This is a genomic window from Sphingobium sp. TomTYG74, from assembly GCF_055393875.1.
The window spans coordinates 2,054,444-2,072,695 of the sequence record NZ_AP027341.1; the positions used below are offsets into that span (position 1 = coordinate 2,054,444).

The 18,252-nt window shown below is 63.4% G+C and carries 17 protein-coding genes; 8 read left to right on the top strand and 9 right to left on the bottom strand.

Going from position 1 to position 18,252, the window contains the following annotated elements; all coding sequences use genetic code 11:
* Positions 1–8 precede the first annotated feature (8 nt).
* Positions 9–1,340, top strand: a complete 1,332-nt coding sequence (locus ACZ5TB_RS10405) for a dicarboxylate/amino acid:cation symporter (protein WP_464791179.1) — start codon at positions 9–11, stop codon at positions 1,338–1,340.
* Positions 1,341–1,420: 80 nt separating this feature from the next.
* Positions 1,421–2,737 (top strand): dicarboxylate/amino acid:cation symporter, encoded by a 1,317-nt coding sequence (locus ACZ5TB_RS10410; protein ID WP_464791180.1) that lies wholly within the window; start codon positions 1,421–1,423, stop codon positions 2,735–2,737.
* On the opposite strand, the gene ACZ5TB_RS10415 is transcribed toward ACZ5TB_RS10410, so the two are convergent.
* From ACZ5TB_RS10415 to ACZ5TB_RS10440, 6 genes are all read right to left on the bottom strand, one after another.
* Positions 2,700–3,269 (bottom strand): NADPH-dependent FMN reductase, encoded by a 570-nt coding sequence (locus tag ACZ5TB_RS10415; protein WP_464791181.1) that lies wholly within the window; start codon positions 3,267–3,269, stop codon positions 2,700–2,702. The two genes, ACZ5TB_RS10410 and ACZ5TB_RS10415, sit on opposite strands and share 38 nt — an antisense overlap.
* 260 nt (positions 3,270–3,529) lie before the next feature.
* On the bottom strand, positions 3,530–3,712 hold the full coding sequence (locus tag ACZ5TB_RS10420) for a hypothetical protein (protein WP_021245469.1): 183 nt from the start codon (positions 3,710–3,712) through the stop codon (positions 3,530–3,532).
* Between the two features lie 4 nt (positions 3,713–3,716).
* Positions 3,717–5,006, bottom strand: a complete 1,290-nt coding sequence (locus ACZ5TB_RS10425) for an adenylosuccinate synthase (protein WP_464791182.1) — start codon at positions 5,004–5,006, stop codon at positions 3,717–3,719.
* A gap of 131 nt (positions 5,007–5,137) precedes the next feature.
* The gene (locus ACZ5TB_RS10430) at positions 5,138–6,280 is read right to left on the bottom strand and encodes an ATP phosphoribosyltransferase regulatory subunit (RefSeq protein ID WP_464791183.1); all 1,143 of its coding nucleotides are present in this window, start codon (positions 6,278–6,280) and stop codon (positions 5,138–5,140) included.
* A gap of 119 nt (positions 6,281–6,399) precedes the next feature.
* Complete coding sequence (gene serA / locus ACZ5TB_RS10435) at positions 6,400–7,980, bottom strand: phosphoglycerate dehydrogenase (protein WP_464791184.1); 1,581 nt, start codon at positions 7,978–7,980, stop codon at positions 6,400–6,402.
* Between the two features lie 129 nt (positions 7,981–8,109).
* Complete coding sequence (locus tag ACZ5TB_RS10440) at positions 8,110–9,273, bottom strand: phosphoserine transaminase (RefSeq protein WP_464791185.1); 1,164 nt, start codon at positions 9,271–9,273, stop codon at positions 8,110–8,112.
* Between the two features lie 159 nt (positions 9,274–9,432).
* On the opposite strand from ACZ5TB_RS10440, the gene ACZ5TB_RS10445 reads away from it, so the two are divergent.
* From ACZ5TB_RS10445 to ACZ5TB_RS10470, 6 genes are all read left to right on the top strand, one after another.
* Positions 9,433–10,128 (top strand): extensin family protein, encoded by a 696-nt coding sequence (locus ACZ5TB_RS10445; protein WP_464778323.1) that lies wholly within the window; start codon positions 9,433–9,435, stop codon positions 10,126–10,128.
* Positions 10,129–10,180: 52 nt separating this feature from the next.
* Positions 10,181–11,059 (top strand): LOG family protein, encoded by an 879-nt coding sequence (locus ACZ5TB_RS10450; protein ID WP_464791186.1) that lies wholly within the window; start codon positions 10,181–10,183, stop codon positions 11,057–11,059.
* A 206-nt stretch (positions 11,060–11,265) separates the two neighbouring features.
* Positions 11,266–11,937: a pyrimidine 5'-nucleotidase gene (locus ACZ5TB_RS10455; protein ID WP_464791187.1), complete on the top strand. Its 672-nt coding sequence runs from the start codon at positions 11,266–11,268 to the stop codon at positions 11,935–11,937.
* Positions 11,934–12,773, top strand: a complete 840-nt coding sequence (gene dapD, locus ACZ5TB_RS10460) for a 2,3,4,5-tetrahydropyridine-2,6-dicarboxylate N-succinyltransferase (RefSeq protein WP_196224746.1) — start codon at positions 11,934–11,936, stop codon at positions 12,771–12,773. The genes ACZ5TB_RS10455 and dapD overlap by 4 nt, the downstream gene beginning before the upstream one ends.
* Positions 12,774–12,978: 205 nt before the next feature.
* Positions 12,979–14,838, top strand: coding sequence for an ABCB family ABC transporter ATP-binding protein/permease (locus ACZ5TB_RS10465; protein ID WP_464792535.1), 1,860 nt, complete (start codon positions 12,979–12,981; stop codon positions 14,836–14,838).
* Between the two features lie 2 nt (positions 14,839–14,840).
* A complete protein-coding gene (locus ACZ5TB_RS10470) occupies positions 14,841–15,125 on the top strand; it encodes a hypothetical protein (protein ID WP_464791188.1) in 285 nt (94 codons plus the stop codon).
* A 48-nt stretch (positions 15,126–15,173) separates the two neighbouring features.
* On the opposite strand, the gene ACZ5TB_RS10475 is transcribed toward ACZ5TB_RS10470, so the two are convergent.
* From ACZ5TB_RS10475 to ACZ5TB_RS10485, 3 genes are all read right to left on the bottom strand, one after another.
* On the bottom strand, positions 15,174–15,566 hold the full coding sequence (locus ACZ5TB_RS10475) for a hypothetical protein (protein ID WP_464791189.1): 393 nt from the start codon (positions 15,564–15,566) through the stop codon (positions 15,174–15,176).
* Between the two features lie 89 nt (positions 15,567–15,655).
* The gene (locus ACZ5TB_RS10480) at positions 15,656–16,054 is read right to left on the bottom strand and encodes an acyl-CoA thioesterase (protein ID WP_464791190.1); all 399 of its coding nucleotides are present in this window, start codon (positions 16,052–16,054) and stop codon (positions 15,656–15,658) included.
* Between the two features lie 133 nt (positions 16,055–16,187).
* Complete coding sequence (locus ACZ5TB_RS10485; RefSeq protein WP_464791191.1) at positions 16,188–18,251, bottom strand: S9 family peptidase; 2,064 nt, start codon at positions 18,249–18,251, stop codon at positions 16,188–16,190.
* Position 18,252 lies beyond the last annotated feature (1 nt).

Below are 18,252 nucleotides of genomic sequence, written 5' to 3' on the forward strand. Positions count from 1 at the left end.
GGGGTTGCATGCGGAATCGACTGACGGCCTTCATCCTTGCTGGCATGATCCTGGGCGTTCTCACCGGCTTTGCGGCCAATTTGTGGGTCGGATCCGACAAGGCCCTTGCCAAGGATGTGGCAGGATATTTCCACCTGCTGGCCGACATCTTCCTGCACCTCATCAAGATGATCATTGCACCGCTGGTTTTTTCCACGCTGGTCGCGGGGATCGCGCATATGGGGGACAGCGCGGCGTTAGGGCGGATCGGCGGGCGGGCGCTGGCCTGGTTCATCGTCGCCAGCCTGATCTCGCTGACGCTGGGCCTTATCTTCGTCAATTTCTTCGCGCCCGGTGACGGATTGAATCTGGTCCGGTCGGGCGCGGACTCCGGCGTGAATACTGAAGCGCTCAATTTCAGGGATTTCGTCCTGCACGTCTTCCCCACCTCCATGGTGGGCGCGATGGCGGAAAATTCGATCCTTCAGATCGTCGTCTTTTCGCTGTTCGTGGGCGTCGCGCTGACCGCCATTGGCGAGAAGGGCAAGCCGATCGTCACCGTGATCGAGGCGATGGTCGAATTGATGCTGCAGGTGACGGGCTATGTGATGCGTGTTGCCCCCCTTGCCGTGTTCGGGGCGCTGGCATCGGCGATCACGACAGAGGGGCTGGGTGTCCTCAAGACCTTTGGCGAGCTGGTCGGCGAATTCTATCTGTCGCTCCTCGCGCTATGGCTGCTGCTCTGTGGCGCGGGTGCGATCTTCCTGGGGCGGCGGATGATCAAGCTGCTCAGATATGTGCGCGAGCCGTTGCTGATCGCCTTTTCCACAGCATCGTCGGAGGCCGCTTACCCCAAGATGCTGGAGCAGCTCGATCGGTTCGGCGTGCCCCGGCGCATCTACAGCTTCGTGCTGCCGCTTGGCTATTCGTTCAATCTGGACGGGTCGATGATGTATTCGACCTTCGCAACGATCTTCATCGCGCAGGCCTATGGCATCGACCTGCCGATCGCGACGCAGATCACCATATTGCTTGTCCTGATGGTGACGAGCAAGGGCATCGCCGCCGTGCCGCGCGCCTCTCTCGTCGTCGTTGCGGCGACGCTGGGGCAGTTCGACCTGCCGGTCGAGGGCATCGCATTCATCCTGGCGGTCGACCATTTCATGGACATGGGCCGCACCGCCACCAACGTGCTGGGCAACGCCATCGCCACGTCGGTCATCACCAAATGGGAAGGCATGCTGGAGGTCGAGGAGCCCGATTATGTGCCACACCCCAAGGCGCCAGCACATACACCCGCGCATGGCCGCGCGGGGCTGGAATTGGCGGCGGACATGGTGGAGGAGGATCGCAGACGCTGACCGCCGCCATAATCCGCTCGCGCTGCAACATTACGCACGCTTAACGGTTTGAGGGAGATGCGCATACCGGCAAGCACATCATGACCCGGCTCGGCAAGACGGCCTTGTCGCTGCAATGGCAGATGCTGGCGGGCTTCCTCGTGGGCTTGATTCTGGGCCTGATAGTCCACGCGACCGCGCGGGACGCGGCCTGGGTCGATCAGGTCACGACCTATGGCACAGGCCCCGTCGGGCAGGTTTTCCTGCGGCTATTATTCATGCTGGTAATCCCCCTGCTGGTGTCGGCGCTGATCATCGGCATTGCGGAAATGGGCGAAATGCGCGCGCTCCGGCGAGTGGGGTTGAAAACCCTCATCTATACGCTGCTGGTGTCGAGCATTGCGGTCGCGATCAGCCTGGTCGCCGTCAACCTGCTGCGCCCCGGAGACGGAGTCGATCCGGCGCAGGCGCAGGCGATGCTGGATCAGGCCGGTTCGGGAGCACGGGCGATATTGGCGCGGGGCGGCGACGCGCCGCAGGGCATGGACGCCCTGATCGCGATGGTGCCGGACAACATCATCAAGGCGATGGCCAATAACGACATATTGGCCGTCATGGTCTTTGCCCTGTTTTTCGGCATCGGCCTGATGCTGGTGCAGACGGAGCAGACCCGGCTGCTGCTGTCGGCGATGGAGGGGCTGTTCCAGGTCGCGATGCGGCTGATGGGGCTGGTCATTCGGCTGGCGCCGATCGCCATCGCCTGCTTCATGTTCAACCTGGCCGCGCAGTTCGGATGGGAATTGCTGGAACGCCTGTCGGCCTATGTGGCGGTCGTGCTGCTGGCGCTGTTGGTGCAGATGGTAGTGGTCTATTCGCTGCTGCTGGCGTTCATCGCGCGGCGTTCGCCGATCGCATTTTTCGCAGGCGCGCAGGAAGCGATGGTGATGGCTTTCGCCACCGCATCGTCCAACGCGACATTGCCCACCGCTATTCGCGTGGCCGAGGAACGGTTGCACCTGCCCGGACGCATCGCCCGTTTCGTGCTGACGATCGGGGCGACCGCGAACCAGAACGGCACCGCGATGTTCGAAGGCATCACTGTCCTGTTTCTGGCGCAGTTCTTCGGCATCGAGCTGGATTGGACGCAACAGCTGATGGTGATGCTGGTGTGCATTCTTGGCGGCGTCGGGACGGCGGGCGTTCCGGCCGGTTCTCTGCCGGTGGTCGCGTTGATCCTGGGCATGGTCGGCGTACCGCCCGAAGGGATCGGTCTGGTACTGGGCGTCGACCGCTTCCTCGACATGTGCCGCACGACGTTGAACGTTACGGGCGATCTGGTGGCGGCGACGGTTATCGCGTCAAGCGAGCCTCCCGAGGAGGTCAGCGCGCCGCCTTCGCCACTTCCGCCCACCAGATGAGACTGCCGGCGAAAGTGGTGAACCCACGTTCGAGCGCGGCGCCGCCGTCGCCCTGCGGCTGACCCTGTTCATCGAGCGTCTGGCCGATTTGGCCGACGCTGAGGCGTTCGGGGATGACCGCCATGCCCATGGCGGACAGGGTGACCGTCCAGTTGGCGTGGCTGTTGACCCCGGCATAGCGGCCCGCCGAATAGCTGGCGATAGCAGCGGGGCGGCGGTCGAATTCTTTCAGATAATGATCAACGAGGTTTTTGAGGCCCGGCTGGACCCCGCGATTATATTCTCCTGCGACAAAGACGAAGGCATCGGCGGCAGTGAGGCGGTCAGCCAGCGCGCTTATGGCTGCGGGTGCTTCACCGGGGGGATAGTCGCTGTAACGCTGGTCGAGCATGGGCAGATTTATCGCCATGGCATCGATCAGTTCCGCCTTGTGGCCAAGCCGCTTAAAGCCGTCGATCAGGTAATCGGCGAGGCGGATGCCCATGCGGCCACGGCGGTAGGAGCCGTAAAGGACGAGGATGTTGAGTGGCATGGCGCAATCCCTTGCTGTTCAGGGGATTGTCGCATTGGCATAGGGGAACGTCCACCCTATCATCTCATCGTCATGCCAGCGGAAGCTAGCATCTCAGGATCGGCGCGACACAGTGGCCCGAGACGCCCGCTTTAGGCGGGCTTAGCGCGGCGCAGGAACAACTGCCCACCCCGCTGCGACTAAATTCGCTTCGCTCATCAAGTCTCGCTGCCCCTCCCGCTTGCGGGAGGGGAGCGTCGCATTACCACCTTAACAGCGACTCAGCGCAGCTTCGCGATGGAAAGCCCGTCCTGCTTGGCGCGGGCTTTTACCGATTCCTCGCTGCGGGTCAGGGCCTTGGCGATCGCTTTCAGCGCCATGCCCTTTTTCGCCAGCGTGTGGAGCTTTTGCAGCTCGTCCGCTGTCCAGGGTTGCTTGTGCCGCTCGAAGCGATCGCCTGCCATCGGATCAATCCGCGAAGGGATCGCGCACGAGGATGGTGTCCTCGCGCTCGGGGCTGGTGGAGACGAGCGTGACCGGGCAGCCGATCAGTTCCTCGATGCGGCGGATATATTTGATCGCCTGTGCGGGCAGGTCGGCCCAGCTGCGGGCACCGGCGGTCGTGTCCTGCCAGCCTTCGATATCTTCGTAGATCGGCTCGGCCTTGGCCTGGTCCTGGGCATGGGCGGGGAGGTAATCGAAGCTCTGGTCGCCAATCTTGTAGCCGACGCAGATCTTCAGCGTGTCGAAGCCGTCCAGCACGTCGAGCTTAGTGAGCGCGATGCCGGTGACGCCCGAAACCGCGACCGACTGGCGCACAAGCACGGCGTCGAACCAGCCGCAACGGCGCTTGCGGCCGGTGACGGTGCCGAACTCATGGCCGCGTTCGCCGAGGCGCTGGCCGGTTTCGTCCTCTAGCTCGGTCGGGAAAGGGCCGGAGCCGACGCGGGTGGTGTAGGCCTTGACGATGCCGAGCACGAAGCCCGCGCCATTGGGGCCAAGGCCGGTGCCGCTCGCCGCCGTGCCCGCGACGGTGTTGGAGGAGGTGACGAAGGGATAGGTGCCGTGGTCGATGTCGAGCAGGGTGCCCTGCGCGCCTTCGAACAGGATGCGCTGGCCCGCCGCCTTCGCCTTGTTGAGCGTCAGCCAGACGGGCTTCACGAAAGGGAGGATGAAGCTGGCGATGTCACGCAATTCCGCCATCAGCGCGTCGCGGTCGATCGGCTCCTCGTTGAAGCCTGCGCGCAGGGCGTCGTGGTGGGCGGTCAGGCGATCGAGCTGCGGGCCTAGATCGTCGAGATGGGCGAGGTCGCAGACGCGGATGGCGCGGCGGCCGACCTTGTCCTCATAGGCCGGGCCGATGCCGCGGCGGGTGGTGCCGATCTTGCCCGCGCCGCTCGCGTCTTCGCGCAGACCGTCGAGGTCGCGGTGGAAGGGCAGGATCAGCGGGCAGGTTTCGGCGATCTGGAGATTTTCGGGCGTGATTTCGACGCCCTGCCCCTTGAGCTTGGCGACCTCATCGCGGAAGTGCCAGGGGTCGAGGACGACGCCATTGCCGATGACGCTCAAGGTGCCGCGCACAATGCCGGAGGGGAGCAGCGAGAGCTTATAGACCTTCTCGCCCACGACCAGCGTGTGGCCGGCGTTGTGGCCGCCCTGGAAGCGGGCGACGACGTCGGCGCGTTCCGACAGCCAGTCGACGATCTTGCCCTTGCCTTCGTCGCCCCATTGGGCGCCGATCACGGTCACATTTGCCATGGATAAAGTCCTTCCGCCCGCCACGGTGACCGGCCATGCCCTTCGACGGGACTCGGCATGCCGGTGGGATCAAGCGGGCGTTTCCGCCCTATGCGGGGCGCGCGTTAGCCGCGCGTCACCTTCGGGTCAAGTCAGTAGGCGCTTGGGGTCTCGCCGTCCAGCCAATGGGTGCAGCGCAGCGCCTCGCCATTTTCCTGTGCCGTGAGTGCGGCGACGGTCTGCCAGCCTTCCCCGCGAAGTTGCGCGGCGCGACTTTGGTCGTGGTGGAGGGGAAGGAAGAGGCGCTTGGGGCTGCCCGCGCCGAAGCCCGCATCGATGAGCGGATCGGGGTAGAGCGAGAAGCCCACTGCCGGTTCTTCAGAGCCATCCGCGCGGGTGATGGCGTAGCTGCCGCCCCGGCCGATCTCTCCGATGAAGCCTTCCGCGAAGATCGAGAAGCCGAACCAGTTTTGATATTCAAAACCGTGGCGCTCGGTGGGGTCGAGGGTCAACGTGATGTCCCAGCCGATTGGCTTGGCGATGGCGCGCAGGCCTGCGATCCGGCTATCGACGGCGCCGCCGAGTTGGGCGTTCAATGCCTCCAGCTTTTCCATCGCGGGGTGGAAGGGGCCGGTTGCTTCCATGAGCGGGAGGTAGGCGGCAGCGGCCGGGCTGATCGCGGCGAGCGCGCCCGCGTCCTTGGCGTCGAGTTCGGCGCGGACGGCTTCGATCTCTTCGGGAGCGAGGGGGAGCGAACCGGCGGCGAGGCTGTCGATAAGGTCCGGCAGGGTGAAGTCGATCGTGATGCCGGTGACGCCTGCGGCCTGGAGCGCCTCGATCGCCACGTTGACGATCTCGACGGCGGCGGCGACACTATCGCTGCCGATGAGTTCGGCGCCGACTTGCAGCCGTTCCCGTTCGGGGCGGAGCTGGTTGGCCTTCAGTCGGATCACGGGGCCGCCATAGGACAAGCGGAGCGGTCGCGGGGCGCTGGCGAGGCGAGTGGCGGCGATGCGGCCGACCTGGGCGGTCATGTCGGGGCGTAGTGCGAGGCTGCGCTGCGACACCGGGTCGACGGCACGGACGAGGTCCTGCGCGCGCATGGATTTAAGGCGGCTGACCAGCGTTTCCTCAAACTCGGCGAGCGGCGGCATGACGCGCTCATAGCCGTGCGACGCCACCGTATCGAGCACGCGGCGCGCGAGGCGCGCGGAGGCTTCGGCCTGTGGCGGCAGGCGGTCGGAGAGTCCTTCGGGAAGGAGGCCGGGTGGGATGGTGGCGCTTGTCGTGGACATGGGGCTGGCCTTTAGCAAGATCGGCCAGATTATCCAGCCTCCGTTCGGTTCGAGCTTGGCGAGAAGCGGCATGACACCGTTTCTCGACTTCGCTCGAAACGAACGGAGCTTGGTTCAGCTCAGGCGAACTTCAGCAGCTTCACGGTCTTCACGCCTGCGAGGTTGCAGATGGCCTTCAGCACATCGTCGTTCACCGCGCCGTCGACCGACAGCAGCAGGACGGCTTCACCGCCCTGGCTGCGACGGCCGAGGTGGAAGGTGCCGATGTTGACGCCTGCTTCGCCCAGCGTCGAACCCAGGCGGCCGATAAAGCCGGGTGCGTCCTGGTTGACGATGTAAAGCATGTGACCTTCGAGGTCGGCTTCGACCTTGATGCCGAACAGCTCGACAAGGCGTGGGCTGCCGTGGCCGAAAAGGGTGCCAGCGACCGACTTGTCGCCGCTTTCCGTCTTCACCGTGACGCGAACGAGGGTCTGATAGTCGCCCTCGCGGTCGTGGCGCACTTCGCGGACGTCGAGGCCACGTTCCTTCGCGAGGAAGGGTGCGTTGACCATGTTCACGGTGTCCGAATAGACGCGCATCAGCCCGGCCAGTACCGCTGCGGTGATCGGCTTCTGGTTCAGTTCGGCGGCATGGCCTTCGACCTCGACCGAAACGCCCTGGATGCGGTCGCCTTCCAGCTGGCCGACGAGGCTGCCCAGTTCTTCCGCCAGCGCCATATAGGGCTTGAGCTTGGGGGCTTCCTCGGCCGACAGCGACGGGACGTTCAGCGCATTGGTGATGCCGCCGTCGAGCAGATAGTCGCTGAGCTGTTCGGCGACCTGAAGCGCGACGTTCACCTGCGCTTCGTCGGTCGATGCGCCGAGGTGCGGAGTGCAGATGAAGTTGGGCGTGCCGAACAGCGGCGATTCCTTCGCCGGTTCCTGCACGAACACGTCGAGCGCGGCGCCCGCGACATGGCCCGAATCCATCGCTTCCTTAAGCGCGGCTTCATCGACCAGACCGCCACGGGCGCAGTTGATGATGCGCACGCCCTTCTTGGTCTTGGCGATATTTTCCTTGCTCAGGATATTGCGGGTCTGGTCGGTCAGCGGCGTGTGCAGCGTGATGAAGTCAGCCTTCGCCAGCAGCGTGTCGAGATCGGCCTTTTCCACGCCCATTTCAACGGCGCGTTCGGGGGTGAGGAAGGGATCGAAGGCGACGACCTTCATCTTGAGGCCGAGCGCACGGCTGGCGACGATCGAGCCGATATTGCCCGCGCCGATGAGGCCGAGCGTCTTGCCGGTGACTTCCACGCCCATGAAGCCGTTCTTCGGCCACAGGCCCTGCTGCGTCTGGGCGTTGGCTTCGGGCAGCTGGCGGGCGAGCGCGAACATGAGGGCAATGGCGTGTTCGGCGGTGGTGATGGAGTTGCCGAACGGGGTGTTCATGACGATCACGCCCTTGGCCGAGGCGGCCGGGATATCGACGTTATCGACGCCGATACCTGCGCGGCCGATGACCTTGAGGTTGGGCGCGGCGTCCAGGATTTCCTTGGTGACCTTGGTCGAGCTGCGGATGGCGAGGCCGTCATATTGGCCGATGATCGCCTTCAGTTCGTCCGGGGTCTTGCCGGTGATTACGTCGACTTCCAAGCCACGTTCGCGGAAGATCGCGGCGGCGCGGGGGTCCATTTTGTCGGAAATAAGTACCTTGGGCATCTGAGTTTCCTTTGGAAAATATGTCCGTCATCCCCGCGGAGGCGGGGACCCATCTCCCATAAGAAGCGTCAGGCGGGACGGTCGGGAGATGGGTTCCCGCTTTCGCGGGAATGACGACTTTAATAGGGTTTAAGCAGCCTTGGCGGTCGCGTAGGCCCAGTCGAGCCAGGCCCCAAGCGCTTCGATGTCGGCGGTCTCTACCGTCGCGCCGCACCAGATGCGCAGGCCAGCCGGGGCGTCGCGATAACCCGCGACGTCATAGGCAGCGCCTTCCTTTTCGAGCAGGCCAGCCATGCTCTTGATGAAGGCTTCGTCCGCGCCTTCGACGGTCAGGCAGACGCTGGTGGTCGAGCGGGTCGCTTCGTCAGCGGCGAGATGGCCGAGCCAGGAGCGTTCCTCGACGATCTTGTTCAGCGCCGCCGCATTGGCGTTGCTGCGCGCGATCAGGCCCTGAAGGCCGCCCAAGGACTTGCCCCATTCCAGCGCGAAGATCGCGTCTTCGACCGCCAGCATGGAGGGGGTGTTGATCGTCTCGCCCTTGAAGATGCCTTCAGCAAGCTTGCCCTTTGCCATCAGGCGGAAGACCTTCGGCAGCGGCCAGGCGGGGGTGTGGTTTTCCAGGCGCTCGACCGCGCGGGGGCCGAGGATCAGCACGCCATGGCCGCCCTCGCCGCCCAGAACCTTCTGCCAGGAGAAGGTGGCGACGTCGATTTTGGTCCAGTCGATCTCATAGGCGAAGACCGCGCTGGTGGCGTCGGCGAAGGTCAGACCTTCACGATCCGCCGGAATCCAGTCGGCGTTCGGCACGCGCACGCCGGAGGTGGTGCCGTTCCAGGTGAAGAGCACGTCGGTCGAGAAATCGACGGTGGATAGGTCCGGAATCTGGCCATAGTCGGCGCGGATGATCGTGGGATCGAGTTTCAACTGCTTGGCGGCGTCCGTCACCCAGCCTTCACCGAAGCTTTCCCAGGCGAGCGTCGTCACCGGGCGGGCGCCCAGCATCGTCCACATCGCCATTTCGAAAGCGCCGGTGTCGGAGCCCGGCACGATGCCGATGCGGTGGGTGTCGGGCAGGTTCAGCAGCTCGCGCATCAGGTCGATGCAGTAGCCAAGACGTGTCTTGCCAATCTTGGCGCGGTGCGAGCGGCCGAGGGATTCAGCGCTCAGCTTGTCGGCGCTCCAGCCCGGGGGCTTGGCGCAGGGACCGGAAGAGAAATAGGGGCGAGCCGGTTTGGTGGTCGGCTTGGCCGCGACGGGCGCAATGGTGGCGTCGGCGGCAGTCACATCAGTCATGTACGCTTCTCCTTGCAGAGAGCTCGCGCGGCGTTGGGACCGCGTGGCCCGCTCGCCGCCCTAAAGATCGCAGGGGAAGAGTCAAGCTGAATGTCTGAATGCGACGAACCGTTGCCGCCGTTAACCCTCGCGTCGGATTGACATGGTAAATGGTTGATCATGAAAGAGCGGGAAAGGGGGAATGTAGCGAAGCGCGGCTTGGGTCAGGCGGCCCTGCTGGCGCTGTCCTTTGCGCTGGCGTCCTGCGGCGGCGACCTCGTCCCGCGCGGGCGGGTTGAGCGTCCGTCCAAGCCGGTGAAGAACGCCCGTCCCTCCACACCTCCGCCGATGGAATTGCGGCAATGCCTGGTGAAGCTGCAATCGCAATCGGTGCTGTTCACGCCTCTGCCCGATCAGAATTTCGGCGGCGGCTGTTCGGCGATGGGCAGCGTCAAGCTACTCGACATCGGCGTGCCTGCCACCAATCTGGGCGCGATGACGTGCGGGCTGGCAGCGAATTTCGCGGCCTGGGCGCGCTATGGGGTGCAGCCGGCCGCGCGGTTGATCCTGGGCGCGGAGATCGAGCGGATCGAGACGTTCGGCACCTATAATTGTCGGCCGATCGCTGGCAGCGGGAGGCTGTCCGAACATGCGCACAGCAATGCGGTAGATGTATCAGCCTTTGTCCTGTCAGACGGGCGGCGCATTACCGTCGAGCAGGGATGGAACGGCGACCGGCAGACGCGGCAATTTCTGGAGGTGGTACGCGCGAGCGCCTGCAAGCGGTTCCGCACGGTATTGAGCCCCGACTATAATGTCGCGCACCATGATCATTTTCATTTCGATATGGGGGGAAGAGGTGGCTTTTGCCGCTGAGTGCAAAAAAAGGCGGGTGGCTTTTGCCGCTGACCTTCCTAAGTTGGGTTGAATGACAAGAAAAGAAATCGAAGAACGCAAATTCCGTCCCGCCCGGCAGGAAGCCGCCGATGCCCAGAAAGGCGTGGACACCCCGCAAACCACCAGCGCCGCCTACCGTCTGGCCTTTCAGGATACAGAGTTCCTGCTCCGCGAGGATTTGCGTCCCGTGCGGTTCCAGTTGGAATTGCTGAAGCCGCAGTTGCTGATGGACGAAGCGGGAATCGAATCCACTTTCGTCTTTTATGGATCGGCCCGCATCCCGGAGCCCGAACAGGTGCAGGCGCGGATCGACGCTGCCACGACGCCGGACCAGCGGCGGATCGCGGAGAATCTGGGGAAGAAGGCGCGCTATTATGAAGAAGCGCGCAAGCTGGCGCGTATGGCCGCGCAATATCCGGTGAATGAGGCGGGATGCCGCCATTTCGTGGTGTGTTCGGGCGGCGGCCCTTCGATCATGGAGGCGGCCAATCGCGGCGCGGCGGATGTGGGCGCGCAGACGATCGGCATGAATATCGTGCTGCCGCATGAGCAGGCGCCCAATCGATTCGTGACGCCGGAGTTGAGCTTTCAGTTCCACTATTTCGCGCTCAGAAAGATGCACTTCCTGCTGCGGGCGCGGGCTTTGGCTGTGTTTCCGGGCGGGTTTGGCACGTTTGACGAAATGTTTGAGCTGCTGACGCTGATCCAGACGGGGAAGATGAAGCCCATCCCGATATTGCTGTTCGGGCGGGAATTCTGGACGCGGGTGGTGGATTTCGACGCGCTGGCGGATGAGGGCGTGATTTCGCCTTCGGACTTGAACCTGCTGACTTGGGTGGAGACGGCCGAGGATGCCTGGAAGGCTGTGCAGAGTTTTTATCAGGATAGTGAAGTGCCGGGCTGTGGGTGACTTTCCCCTCTACTTTAGGGGAGAGGATGTGGAGATTTGGCGCGCAGCGCCTAGTCGTAGCTGGAGAGGGGGTTTAGGAAGTGCCCAGCCCTCCCCCTCTTCCAACTTCGCCTAAGCCCTTACGGGCCAAGGCTTCGCATCCTTCTCCCCGAGGGGAGAAGGGTTAGTGGCTTGCCCTTGCCATCCCGGAGGACTAGGGCGCGGCCATGCGTGCCGAGCTTGATCATGTCGATTGCTGGATTTTCGATCTGGACAATACGCTGTACCCGGCGAAGGCGGACCTGTTCGCGCTGATCGACGTGAAGATGGGCGAGTTCATCCAGGGGCTGCTGGGCTGTGACCCGGACGTCGCAAAGGCCACGCAAAAGCGCTACTTCATGGAGCATGGCACGACGCTATCGGGGTTGATGCACCATCATGGAATCGAGCCGCGCGCCTTCCTCGACTATGTCCACGATATTTCGATGGATCGGCTGGAGGTTGACGAGGCGCTGAACGCGCATATCGCGGCCCTACCCGGCAGGCGGCTGATCTTCACCAATGGCGATGCGGATTATGCGCAGCGCGTGCTGGACAGACTGGGTCTTGGCCAGGCTTTCGAGCTGATCCACGACATCCATGCCTGCCAATATGTGCCCAAGCCCGATCCGTCAGGCTATGCCGAGCTGTGCCGGGTGCATGAGGTCGATCCCCGCCGCGCCGCTTTCTTCGAGGATATGGCGCGCAACCTGCGGCCCGCCAAGGCAATCGGCATGTCCACCATCTGGGTGAATAATGGCTCCGAAGCGGGCAATCATGAGCATCATCCGGACTTTATCGATTTCGAAACTGACCATCTGACGCCATTTTTGGCCGACATTCTGGGGACAAGACCATGAGCCAAGACCTGATCGCCACCATCGACGCCGCCTGGGAGGACCGGGCCAATGTGAGCCTGACCACGCAGGGCGAAGTCCGCCAGGCGGTCGACAAGGCGCTGGCGATGCTGGACAAGGGTGAGCTGCGCGTTGCCGAGCCCACGGCGGAGGGCTGGCAGGTCAATCAGTGGGCGAAGAAGGCGGTTCTTCTTTCCTTCCGCCTCAACGACAATGTCATGATCGATAATGGTCCGGGCGCTGGCCATTGGTGGGACAAGGTGCCCAGCAAGTTCGCAGGCTGGGACGAAGGGGCGTTTCGCGCTGCCGGGCTGCGCGCGGTGCCGGGCAGCTTCGCTCGCGCCGGATCGCACATCGCCAAAAATGTCATCCTGATGCCGAGCTTCGTCAACATCGGCGCCTTCGTCGATGAAGGCACGATGGTCGATGCCTGGGTGACGGTGGGCAGCTGCGCCCAGATCGGCAAGAATGTCCACCTGTCGGGTGGCGTTGGCATTGGCGGTGTGCTGGAGCCGTTGCAGGCCGATCCGGTGATCATCGAGGATGACTGCTTCATCGGCGCGCGGTCGGAAGTCGTTGAGGGCGTGCGCATCGGCAAGGGTTCGGTGCTGTCGATGGGCGTGTTCATCGGCCAGTCGACCAAGATCGTGGATCGCGCTACGGGCGAAGTCTTCATGGGCGAAGTGCCGCCCTATTCGGTGATCGTGCCGGGGTCCTTGCCGGGCAAGCCGCTGCCCGATGGCACGCCGGGGCCGAGCCTGTATTGCGCGGTGATCGTGAAACGCGTGGATGCGCAGACGCGGTCCAAGACCGGGATCAACGAGCTGCTGCGGGATTAAGCGACACTGCCCCCTCCCGCAGGCGGGAGGGGCCGGGGGTGGGCCGCGATTGCGCCAGCAATCGTGCCGCCCTCTGGGATAGGGTGCAGGCTCGCTGCGCTCGCACCCACCCCTTCCCCTTCAAACGAGTCACGTGCCTCGTTTGAACTTGAAAGGGAGGGGCTTATAAGTGGCATTCAGGGCTTGGCTCTCCTACATAGCCCCCATGCCGCCATCGACGCCCGACAACACCCCCCTCCCGCCCGTCTGGGCGACGCTGCGGCGGTTTCTTCCTTATCTTTGGCCTGCCGACGCCCCGGCGCTACGGCGGCGCGTGGCCATCGCCATGTTGCTGGTGGTGCTGGCAAAGGTCATCAGCCTGGCCATGCCCTTCGCCTACAAGGCCGCGATCGACCGCATGGCGCCGGGTCTGGAACCGGGCGTGGCGCTCGCCGTAGCCCTGGTCGTCGCCTATGCGGGCGCGCGGTTTGGGAGCGTGCTGTTCGACAATCTGCGCAATGCGGTGTTCGAGCGGGTTGGGCAGGAAGCCGGGCGGCGGCTGTCCGATGATGTCTTCAAACATCTTCACCGCCTGTCGCTGCGCTTTCACCTCGATCGGCGCACGGGCGCGGTCACCAAGATCGTGGAGCGCGGGACCAAGAGCATCGACACGATGCTGTATTTCCTGCTGTTCAACATTGCGCCGACGGTGCTGGAACTGGCGGCGGTCTGCGTCATCTTCTTCGTCAAGTTCGGGCCGGGCCTCGTCATCGCGACATTGGCGATGGTCGGCCTCTACATCTGGTTTACCCGCACCATCACCGAATGGCGCAACCAGTTGCGCCGCGACATGGTGGACATGGATACCAACGCGGTCGCCCATGCGGTGGACAGCCTTCTGAATTTCGAGACCGTCAAATATTTCGGCGCGGAAAGTCGCGAGGCGGCGCGCTATTCCACGGCAATGCGGCGTTACGCCGATGCCGCCGTCAAATCGGAAAACAGCCTTGCCTGGCTGAATATCGGCCAATCGCTGATCACCAACCTGATGATGGCGGGCGCGATGGGCTACACCGTTTGGGGATGGAGCAAGGGCAGCTTCACCACTGGCGACGTCGTGCTGGTTAACACGTTGCTTAGCCAACTATTCAGGCCGCTCGATCTGCTGGGTATGGTTTACCGGACGATCCGGCAGGGCGTGATCGACATGGAGGCGATGTACAAGCTGATCGATACGGAGGCGGAGATCGCCGATGCGCCGAACGCCCCGGCGCTGAACGTCCGGGCGGGCGAAGTGCGCTTCGATCATGTGCGCTTCGGCTATGATCCCGATCGCGAGATATTGCATGATGTGAGCTTCGCTGTGCCCGCTGGACGGACGCTGGCGATCGTGGGGCCTTCAGGAGCGGGTAAGTCCACCATCGCGCGTACGCTGTTCCGTTTCTATGACATTCAGGGCGGCCGCATCCTGATCGATGGGCAGGACATTGCGCAGGTCACGCAGGCATCCCTGCGCGCGGCGATCGGCATCGTGCCGCAGGACATGGTGCTGTTCAACGACACGGTAGGCTATAATATCGGCTATGGCCGGGCGGGCGCGACGCAGGCGGAGATCGAAGCGGCGGCGAAGGCAGCTTCCATCCACGACTTCATCATGCGCCTTCCCCAAGGCTATGAGACGCGCGTGGGCGAGCGGGGGCTGAAGCTCTCCGGTGGCGAGAAGCAGCGCGTGGCGATTGCCCGCACCTTGTTGAAGGACCCACCTGTCCTGGTGCTGGACGAAGCGACAAGCGCGCTCGACAGCCGCACGGAAACGGAAATTCAGGATGTGTTGCGCAACATCTCTCGAAAGCGAACGACTTTGGTAGTGGCGCATCGCCTGTCCACCGTGGTGGACGCGGACGAGATCATCGTGCTGGATCAGGGACGGATCGTGGAACGTGGACGCCATGCTGATCTGGTGCGGGCCGATGGGCTCTATGCCGCGATGTGGACGCGTCAGGCAACAGAGCGGGAGGAAATGCCCTCAGATCCGGTGATCGATGACGGAATCGCTGTCAGGGAAGCCTCGATGAGGACGGCTTGAGAATGCGGCAGATAACGGACCCCCGTCGTGGCTGGCGATTGACACCATGGGCGGCGATTGCGATCATTCTGATGGTACCGTTGGTCGCGATGCAGTTCACCGACGAGGTGCGCTGGACCGGCCATGATTTCCTTGCGGCGGGCGCGCTGCTCTCCGGCGCCCTCCTAGTCTATCAACTTAGCGGGCGGTTCGTGAGCAGGCGTGGGCAACGGTTCCTGTTGGCCGGTGCCATATTGATGATCGTCATGCTGCTGTGGGCGGAAGGCGCGGTGGGCATCTTCTCCTGAAGTTGAGCAGCGGCCCCGGTCCGGACGCGAGGCCGCTTCCCTCAGCGGTTAGCGCTTTGTGACGGTCGTCGTCGTCTTTTCGATCACCGTCGACGGCGCGGCGGTGGAGGCCTGAACCTGTGCATCGGTCCTGATGCTCGCCTGGGTTTGGCCAATGGCGGTGTCGGCAAAGCCCTGGGCCTCCACAGCGGCTTTGATGGCGTCCTGCTCCTTGCCACTCTTCAGCCTTTCCTGAGCGAGACGGAGCGAAGCCTGTGCCTGCGCGAGAACAGCCGGGTCGAACTGGCCTGCCTGTAGCTTCGCGGCGGCATCGATCTTGCCCTGCGCCTGCGCGAGGGCCTTGAGCGCCTGTTCTTCATCGCCTGCGAGCGCGGGACCGCTCGCGAGGAAGAGTGCCGAAGCGGCCGCAAGAGCGCGTAGGGAATAACCGGATTTACGCATATTCTCTCCTGTAAATGTTGAGAGCCGGGTAACGTGCCGGAATGAACCGGGTTCCGGATGCGCGGTTGCTGGAGAGGGACGGGCTGCCGTCAGTCTGGCAGAAAAAGCGCGGCAACATCGGCTGGCACACGCAGGATGCGGCCGCGTGTCCGGTCGATGATCGCCCAGGTGGATTTGGCGCTGACCTTGACCTTGCCGTCCGGTCCCATGAACTCCATGTGCCGGTCGAACCGCGCACCACGTGGGCCTTCTGCTATCCAGGTGCGGACGGTGACCACCTCCCCCTCCCGCACATTGCTGCGATAGTCGATCTCGTGCCGGGTCACGACCCAGAGATAGGCGTCCAGATGCTCCGGCGCTGCGTCGCGGGTCCAATGTTCGGTCGCGACCTGCTCCATCCATTGCACCCAGACCGCGTTGTTCACATGGCCGAGCATGTCGATATGCTCAGGGCCTGCGGTGATCTGGGTGGTGTAGGTGGAGGACATTACCCCCTCTCTCCGTTCGGGCTGTTTGAACGAGCCGCCTGTCTCGTTCCAATGTCGAAGCCCATCACTTCTCTCCAAAGAAAAGAAGAGCCCTTCGACAGGCTCAGGGCGAACGGAGGAGAGACGAGCACGCTCATGCCTCATCAGCACCCAACTGCCAAAGGATGAAGGCGAATTCCTCGGCCGTTTCCTGAAGGCTTTCGAAGCGGCCCGATTTACCGCCATGACCTGCGCCCATATTGGTTTTGAGCAGCAGGACATTGTTATCCGTTTTGGTCGCGCGCAGCTTTGCCACCCATTTGGCCGGTTCCCAATAGGTGACGCGCGGGTCGTTGAGACCGGCGGTGACGAGCAGCGGCGGGTAGGATTGCGCCCTCACATTATTGTAGGGATCGTAGGACAGGATCGTCTCGAACGCCGCCTTGTCCTCGATCGGATTGCCCCATTCGGGCCATTCGCCGGGCGTCAGGGGCAGGCTTTCGTCCAGCATCGTGTTGAGGACATCGACGAAGGGGACATGCGCGACGACGGCGCCCCAGAGGTCAGGATCGGAATTGATCACCGCCCCCATCAACTCGCCGCCCGCCGAGCCGCCGGAGATGCTGATCCGGCCCTTTGACGTGTAGCCGCGCTCGATCAGCCCCTTCGCCACATCGACAAAGTCGTTGAAGGTGTTGGTGCGCTTGTCGAGCTTGCCGTCCAGATACCATTGCTGGCCAAGGTCATCGCCGCCCCGGATATGGGCGAGAGCGAACACAAAGCCCCGGTCGAGCAGCGACAGGCGGCTGGTCGAAAAACCCGGTTCCATCGCAATGCCATAGGCGCCATAGCCGTAGAGGTGGAGCGGCGCGCTGCCATCGCGGGGGTGGTCCTTGGGATATACGATGGAGACCGGGATCGGCGTGCCGTCACGCGCGGGGATGGTCAGCCGTTCGGTTGCGTAGCGGGTCGCGTCGTAGCCCGACGGGATTTCCTGGACCTTCAGGACCTCCATCTCGCCGGTGGCGAGGTGGTAGTCGTAGATGGTGTCCGGCGTGACCATGGATTCATAGCCGATGCGCAGCTTCGTCACGTCATATTCGGGGTTGTCGTCAAGCGAGGCGGAATAGCTCGCCTCCGGGAAGGGCAGGCGCTTGGCCGAATGGGTCGCGTAATCGCGCAGTTCGATCTGGTCGAGCCCGTCCTGCCGCCCTTCCGTGACGTAGAAGTTTTTGAAGAGGGTGAAGTCAGTCAGGTAGAAGTGCGGATCGGCGGCGATCACTTCCGACCATTCGTCCGGAGCATCCAGCGAGGCTTTCACCAGCCGGAAATTGGGATGGGTGTCGTTGGTGCGGATGTAGAGCGTGTCTTCATGCTCATCGACATCATATTCGCGCCCCGGCTTGCGCGCGGACACCAGCAACGGCTGAGCCAAGGGATTGTCAGCGGGCAGCAGCCAGCTTTCGGTGGTGACATGGTCGCCTGTCGCGATCACGATCCATTTTTCCGAGGAGGTGAGGCCGACCGACACGCGGAAGCCCTCATCATCCTCATGGAAAAGCTCGACATCGCTTTCCACCGGCTGGCCCAGCCAGTGGAGGCGCGTATTGTCGGTGCGCCACTGATCGTTGGCGATGCCGTAGAGCAGGCCCTTGCTGTCGCTGGTCCAGACGAGCGAGGACAGCGTGTCGGGGATGACTTCGGGCAGGATTTCTCCGGTGAACAGGTCCTTGATCCGCGCCTCGAACCGTTCCGAACCATTATTGTCAATGGCGTAGGCAAGGTAGCGGCCGTCCGGGCTGACGGACAATGCACCGAGGCGGAAATATTCATGCCCCTCCGCCAGCGCAGGCTCATCCAGGATCAGTTGATCCTCGCCGCCAGCGACCGGGCGGCGATACCATTTGCGATATTGCGCGCCGGTTTCGAACGCCCGCCAATAGACATAATCGCCGTCCTTTTGCGGAATGGAGCTGTCATCTTCCTTGATGCGGCCCTTCATCTCCGCAAAGAGCGCGTCGGTCAGCCCCTTGTGCGGCTGCATCGCCTTTTCGAAAAAGGCGTTTTCCGCCTCAAGATAGGACAGGACATCCTTGTCCTTCACGTCCGGATAACCCGGATCGCGCAGCCATGCCCAGGGATCTTCCACCGTGATGCCGTGGTGGGCGAAGCTGTGCGGGCGGCGGGCGGCGGAAGGAGGCGTGCTGTCGGCGGTCATT

Bases quoted from the DNA above. Each gene is read 5' to 3' on its own strand.
- ACZ5TB_RS10405 (WP_464791179.1), top strand. From the start codon at position 9: ATGCGGAATCGACTGACGGCCTTCATCCTTGCTGGCATGATCCTGGGC.
- ACZ5TB_RS10410 (WP_464791180.1), top strand. From the start codon at position 1,421: ATGACCCGGCTCGGCAAGACGGCCTTGTCGCTGCAATGGCAGATGCTG.
- ACZ5TB_RS10415 (WP_464791181.1), bottom strand. From the start codon at position 3,269: ATGCCACTCAACATCCTCGTCCTTTACGGCTCCTACCGCCGTGGCCGC.
- ACZ5TB_RS10420 (WP_021245469.1), bottom strand. From the start codon at position 3,712: ATGGCAGGCGATCGCTTCGAGCGGCACAAGCAACCCTGGACAGCGGAC.
- ACZ5TB_RS10425 (WP_464791182.1), bottom strand. From the start codon at position 5,006: ATGGCAAATGTGACCGTGATCGGCGCCCAATGGGGCGACGAAGGCAAG.
- ACZ5TB_RS10430 (WP_464791183.1), bottom strand. From the start codon at position 6,280: ATGTCCACGACAAGCGCCACCATCCCACCCGGCCTCCTTCCCGAAGGA.
- serA (WP_464791184.1), bottom strand. From the start codon at position 7,980: ATGCCCAAGGTACTTATTTCCGACAAAATGGACCCCCGCGCCGCCGCG.
- ACZ5TB_RS10440 (WP_464791185.1), bottom strand. From the start codon at position 9,273: ATGACTGATGTGACTGCCGCCGACGCCACCATTGCGCCCGTCGCGGCC.
- ACZ5TB_RS10445 (WP_464778323.1), top strand. From the start codon at position 9,433: ATGAAAGAGCGGGAAAGGGGGAATGTAGCGAAGCGCGGCTTGGGTCAG.
- ACZ5TB_RS10450 (WP_464791186.1), top strand. From the start codon at position 10,181: ATGACAAGAAAAGAAATCGAAGAACGCAAATTCCGTCCCGCCCGGCAG.
- ACZ5TB_RS10455 (WP_464791187.1), top strand. From the start codon at position 11,266: ATGCGTGCCGAGCTTGATCATGTCGATTGCTGGATTTTCGATCTGGAC.
- dapD (WP_196224746.1), top strand. From the start codon at position 11,934: ATGAGCCAAGACCTGATCGCCACCATCGACGCCGCCTGGGAGGACCGG.
- ACZ5TB_RS10465 (WP_464792535.1), top strand. From the start codon at position 12,979: ATGCCGCCATCGACGCCCGACAACACCCCCCTCCCGCCCGTCTGGGCG.
- ACZ5TB_RS10470 (WP_464791188.1), top strand. From the start codon at position 14,841: ATGCGGCAGATAACGGACCCCCGTCGTGGCTGGCGATTGACACCATGG.
- ACZ5TB_RS10475 (WP_464791189.1), bottom strand. From the start codon at position 15,566: ATGCGTAAATCCGGTTATTCCCTACGCGCTCTTGCGGCCGCTTCGGCA.
- ACZ5TB_RS10480 (WP_464791190.1), bottom strand. From the start codon at position 16,054: ATGTCCTCCACCTACACCACCCAGATCACCGCAGGCCCTGAGCATATC.
- ACZ5TB_RS10485 (WP_464791191.1), bottom strand. From the start codon at position 18,251: ATGACCGCCGACAGCACGCCTCCTTCCGCCGCCCGCCGCCCGCACAGC.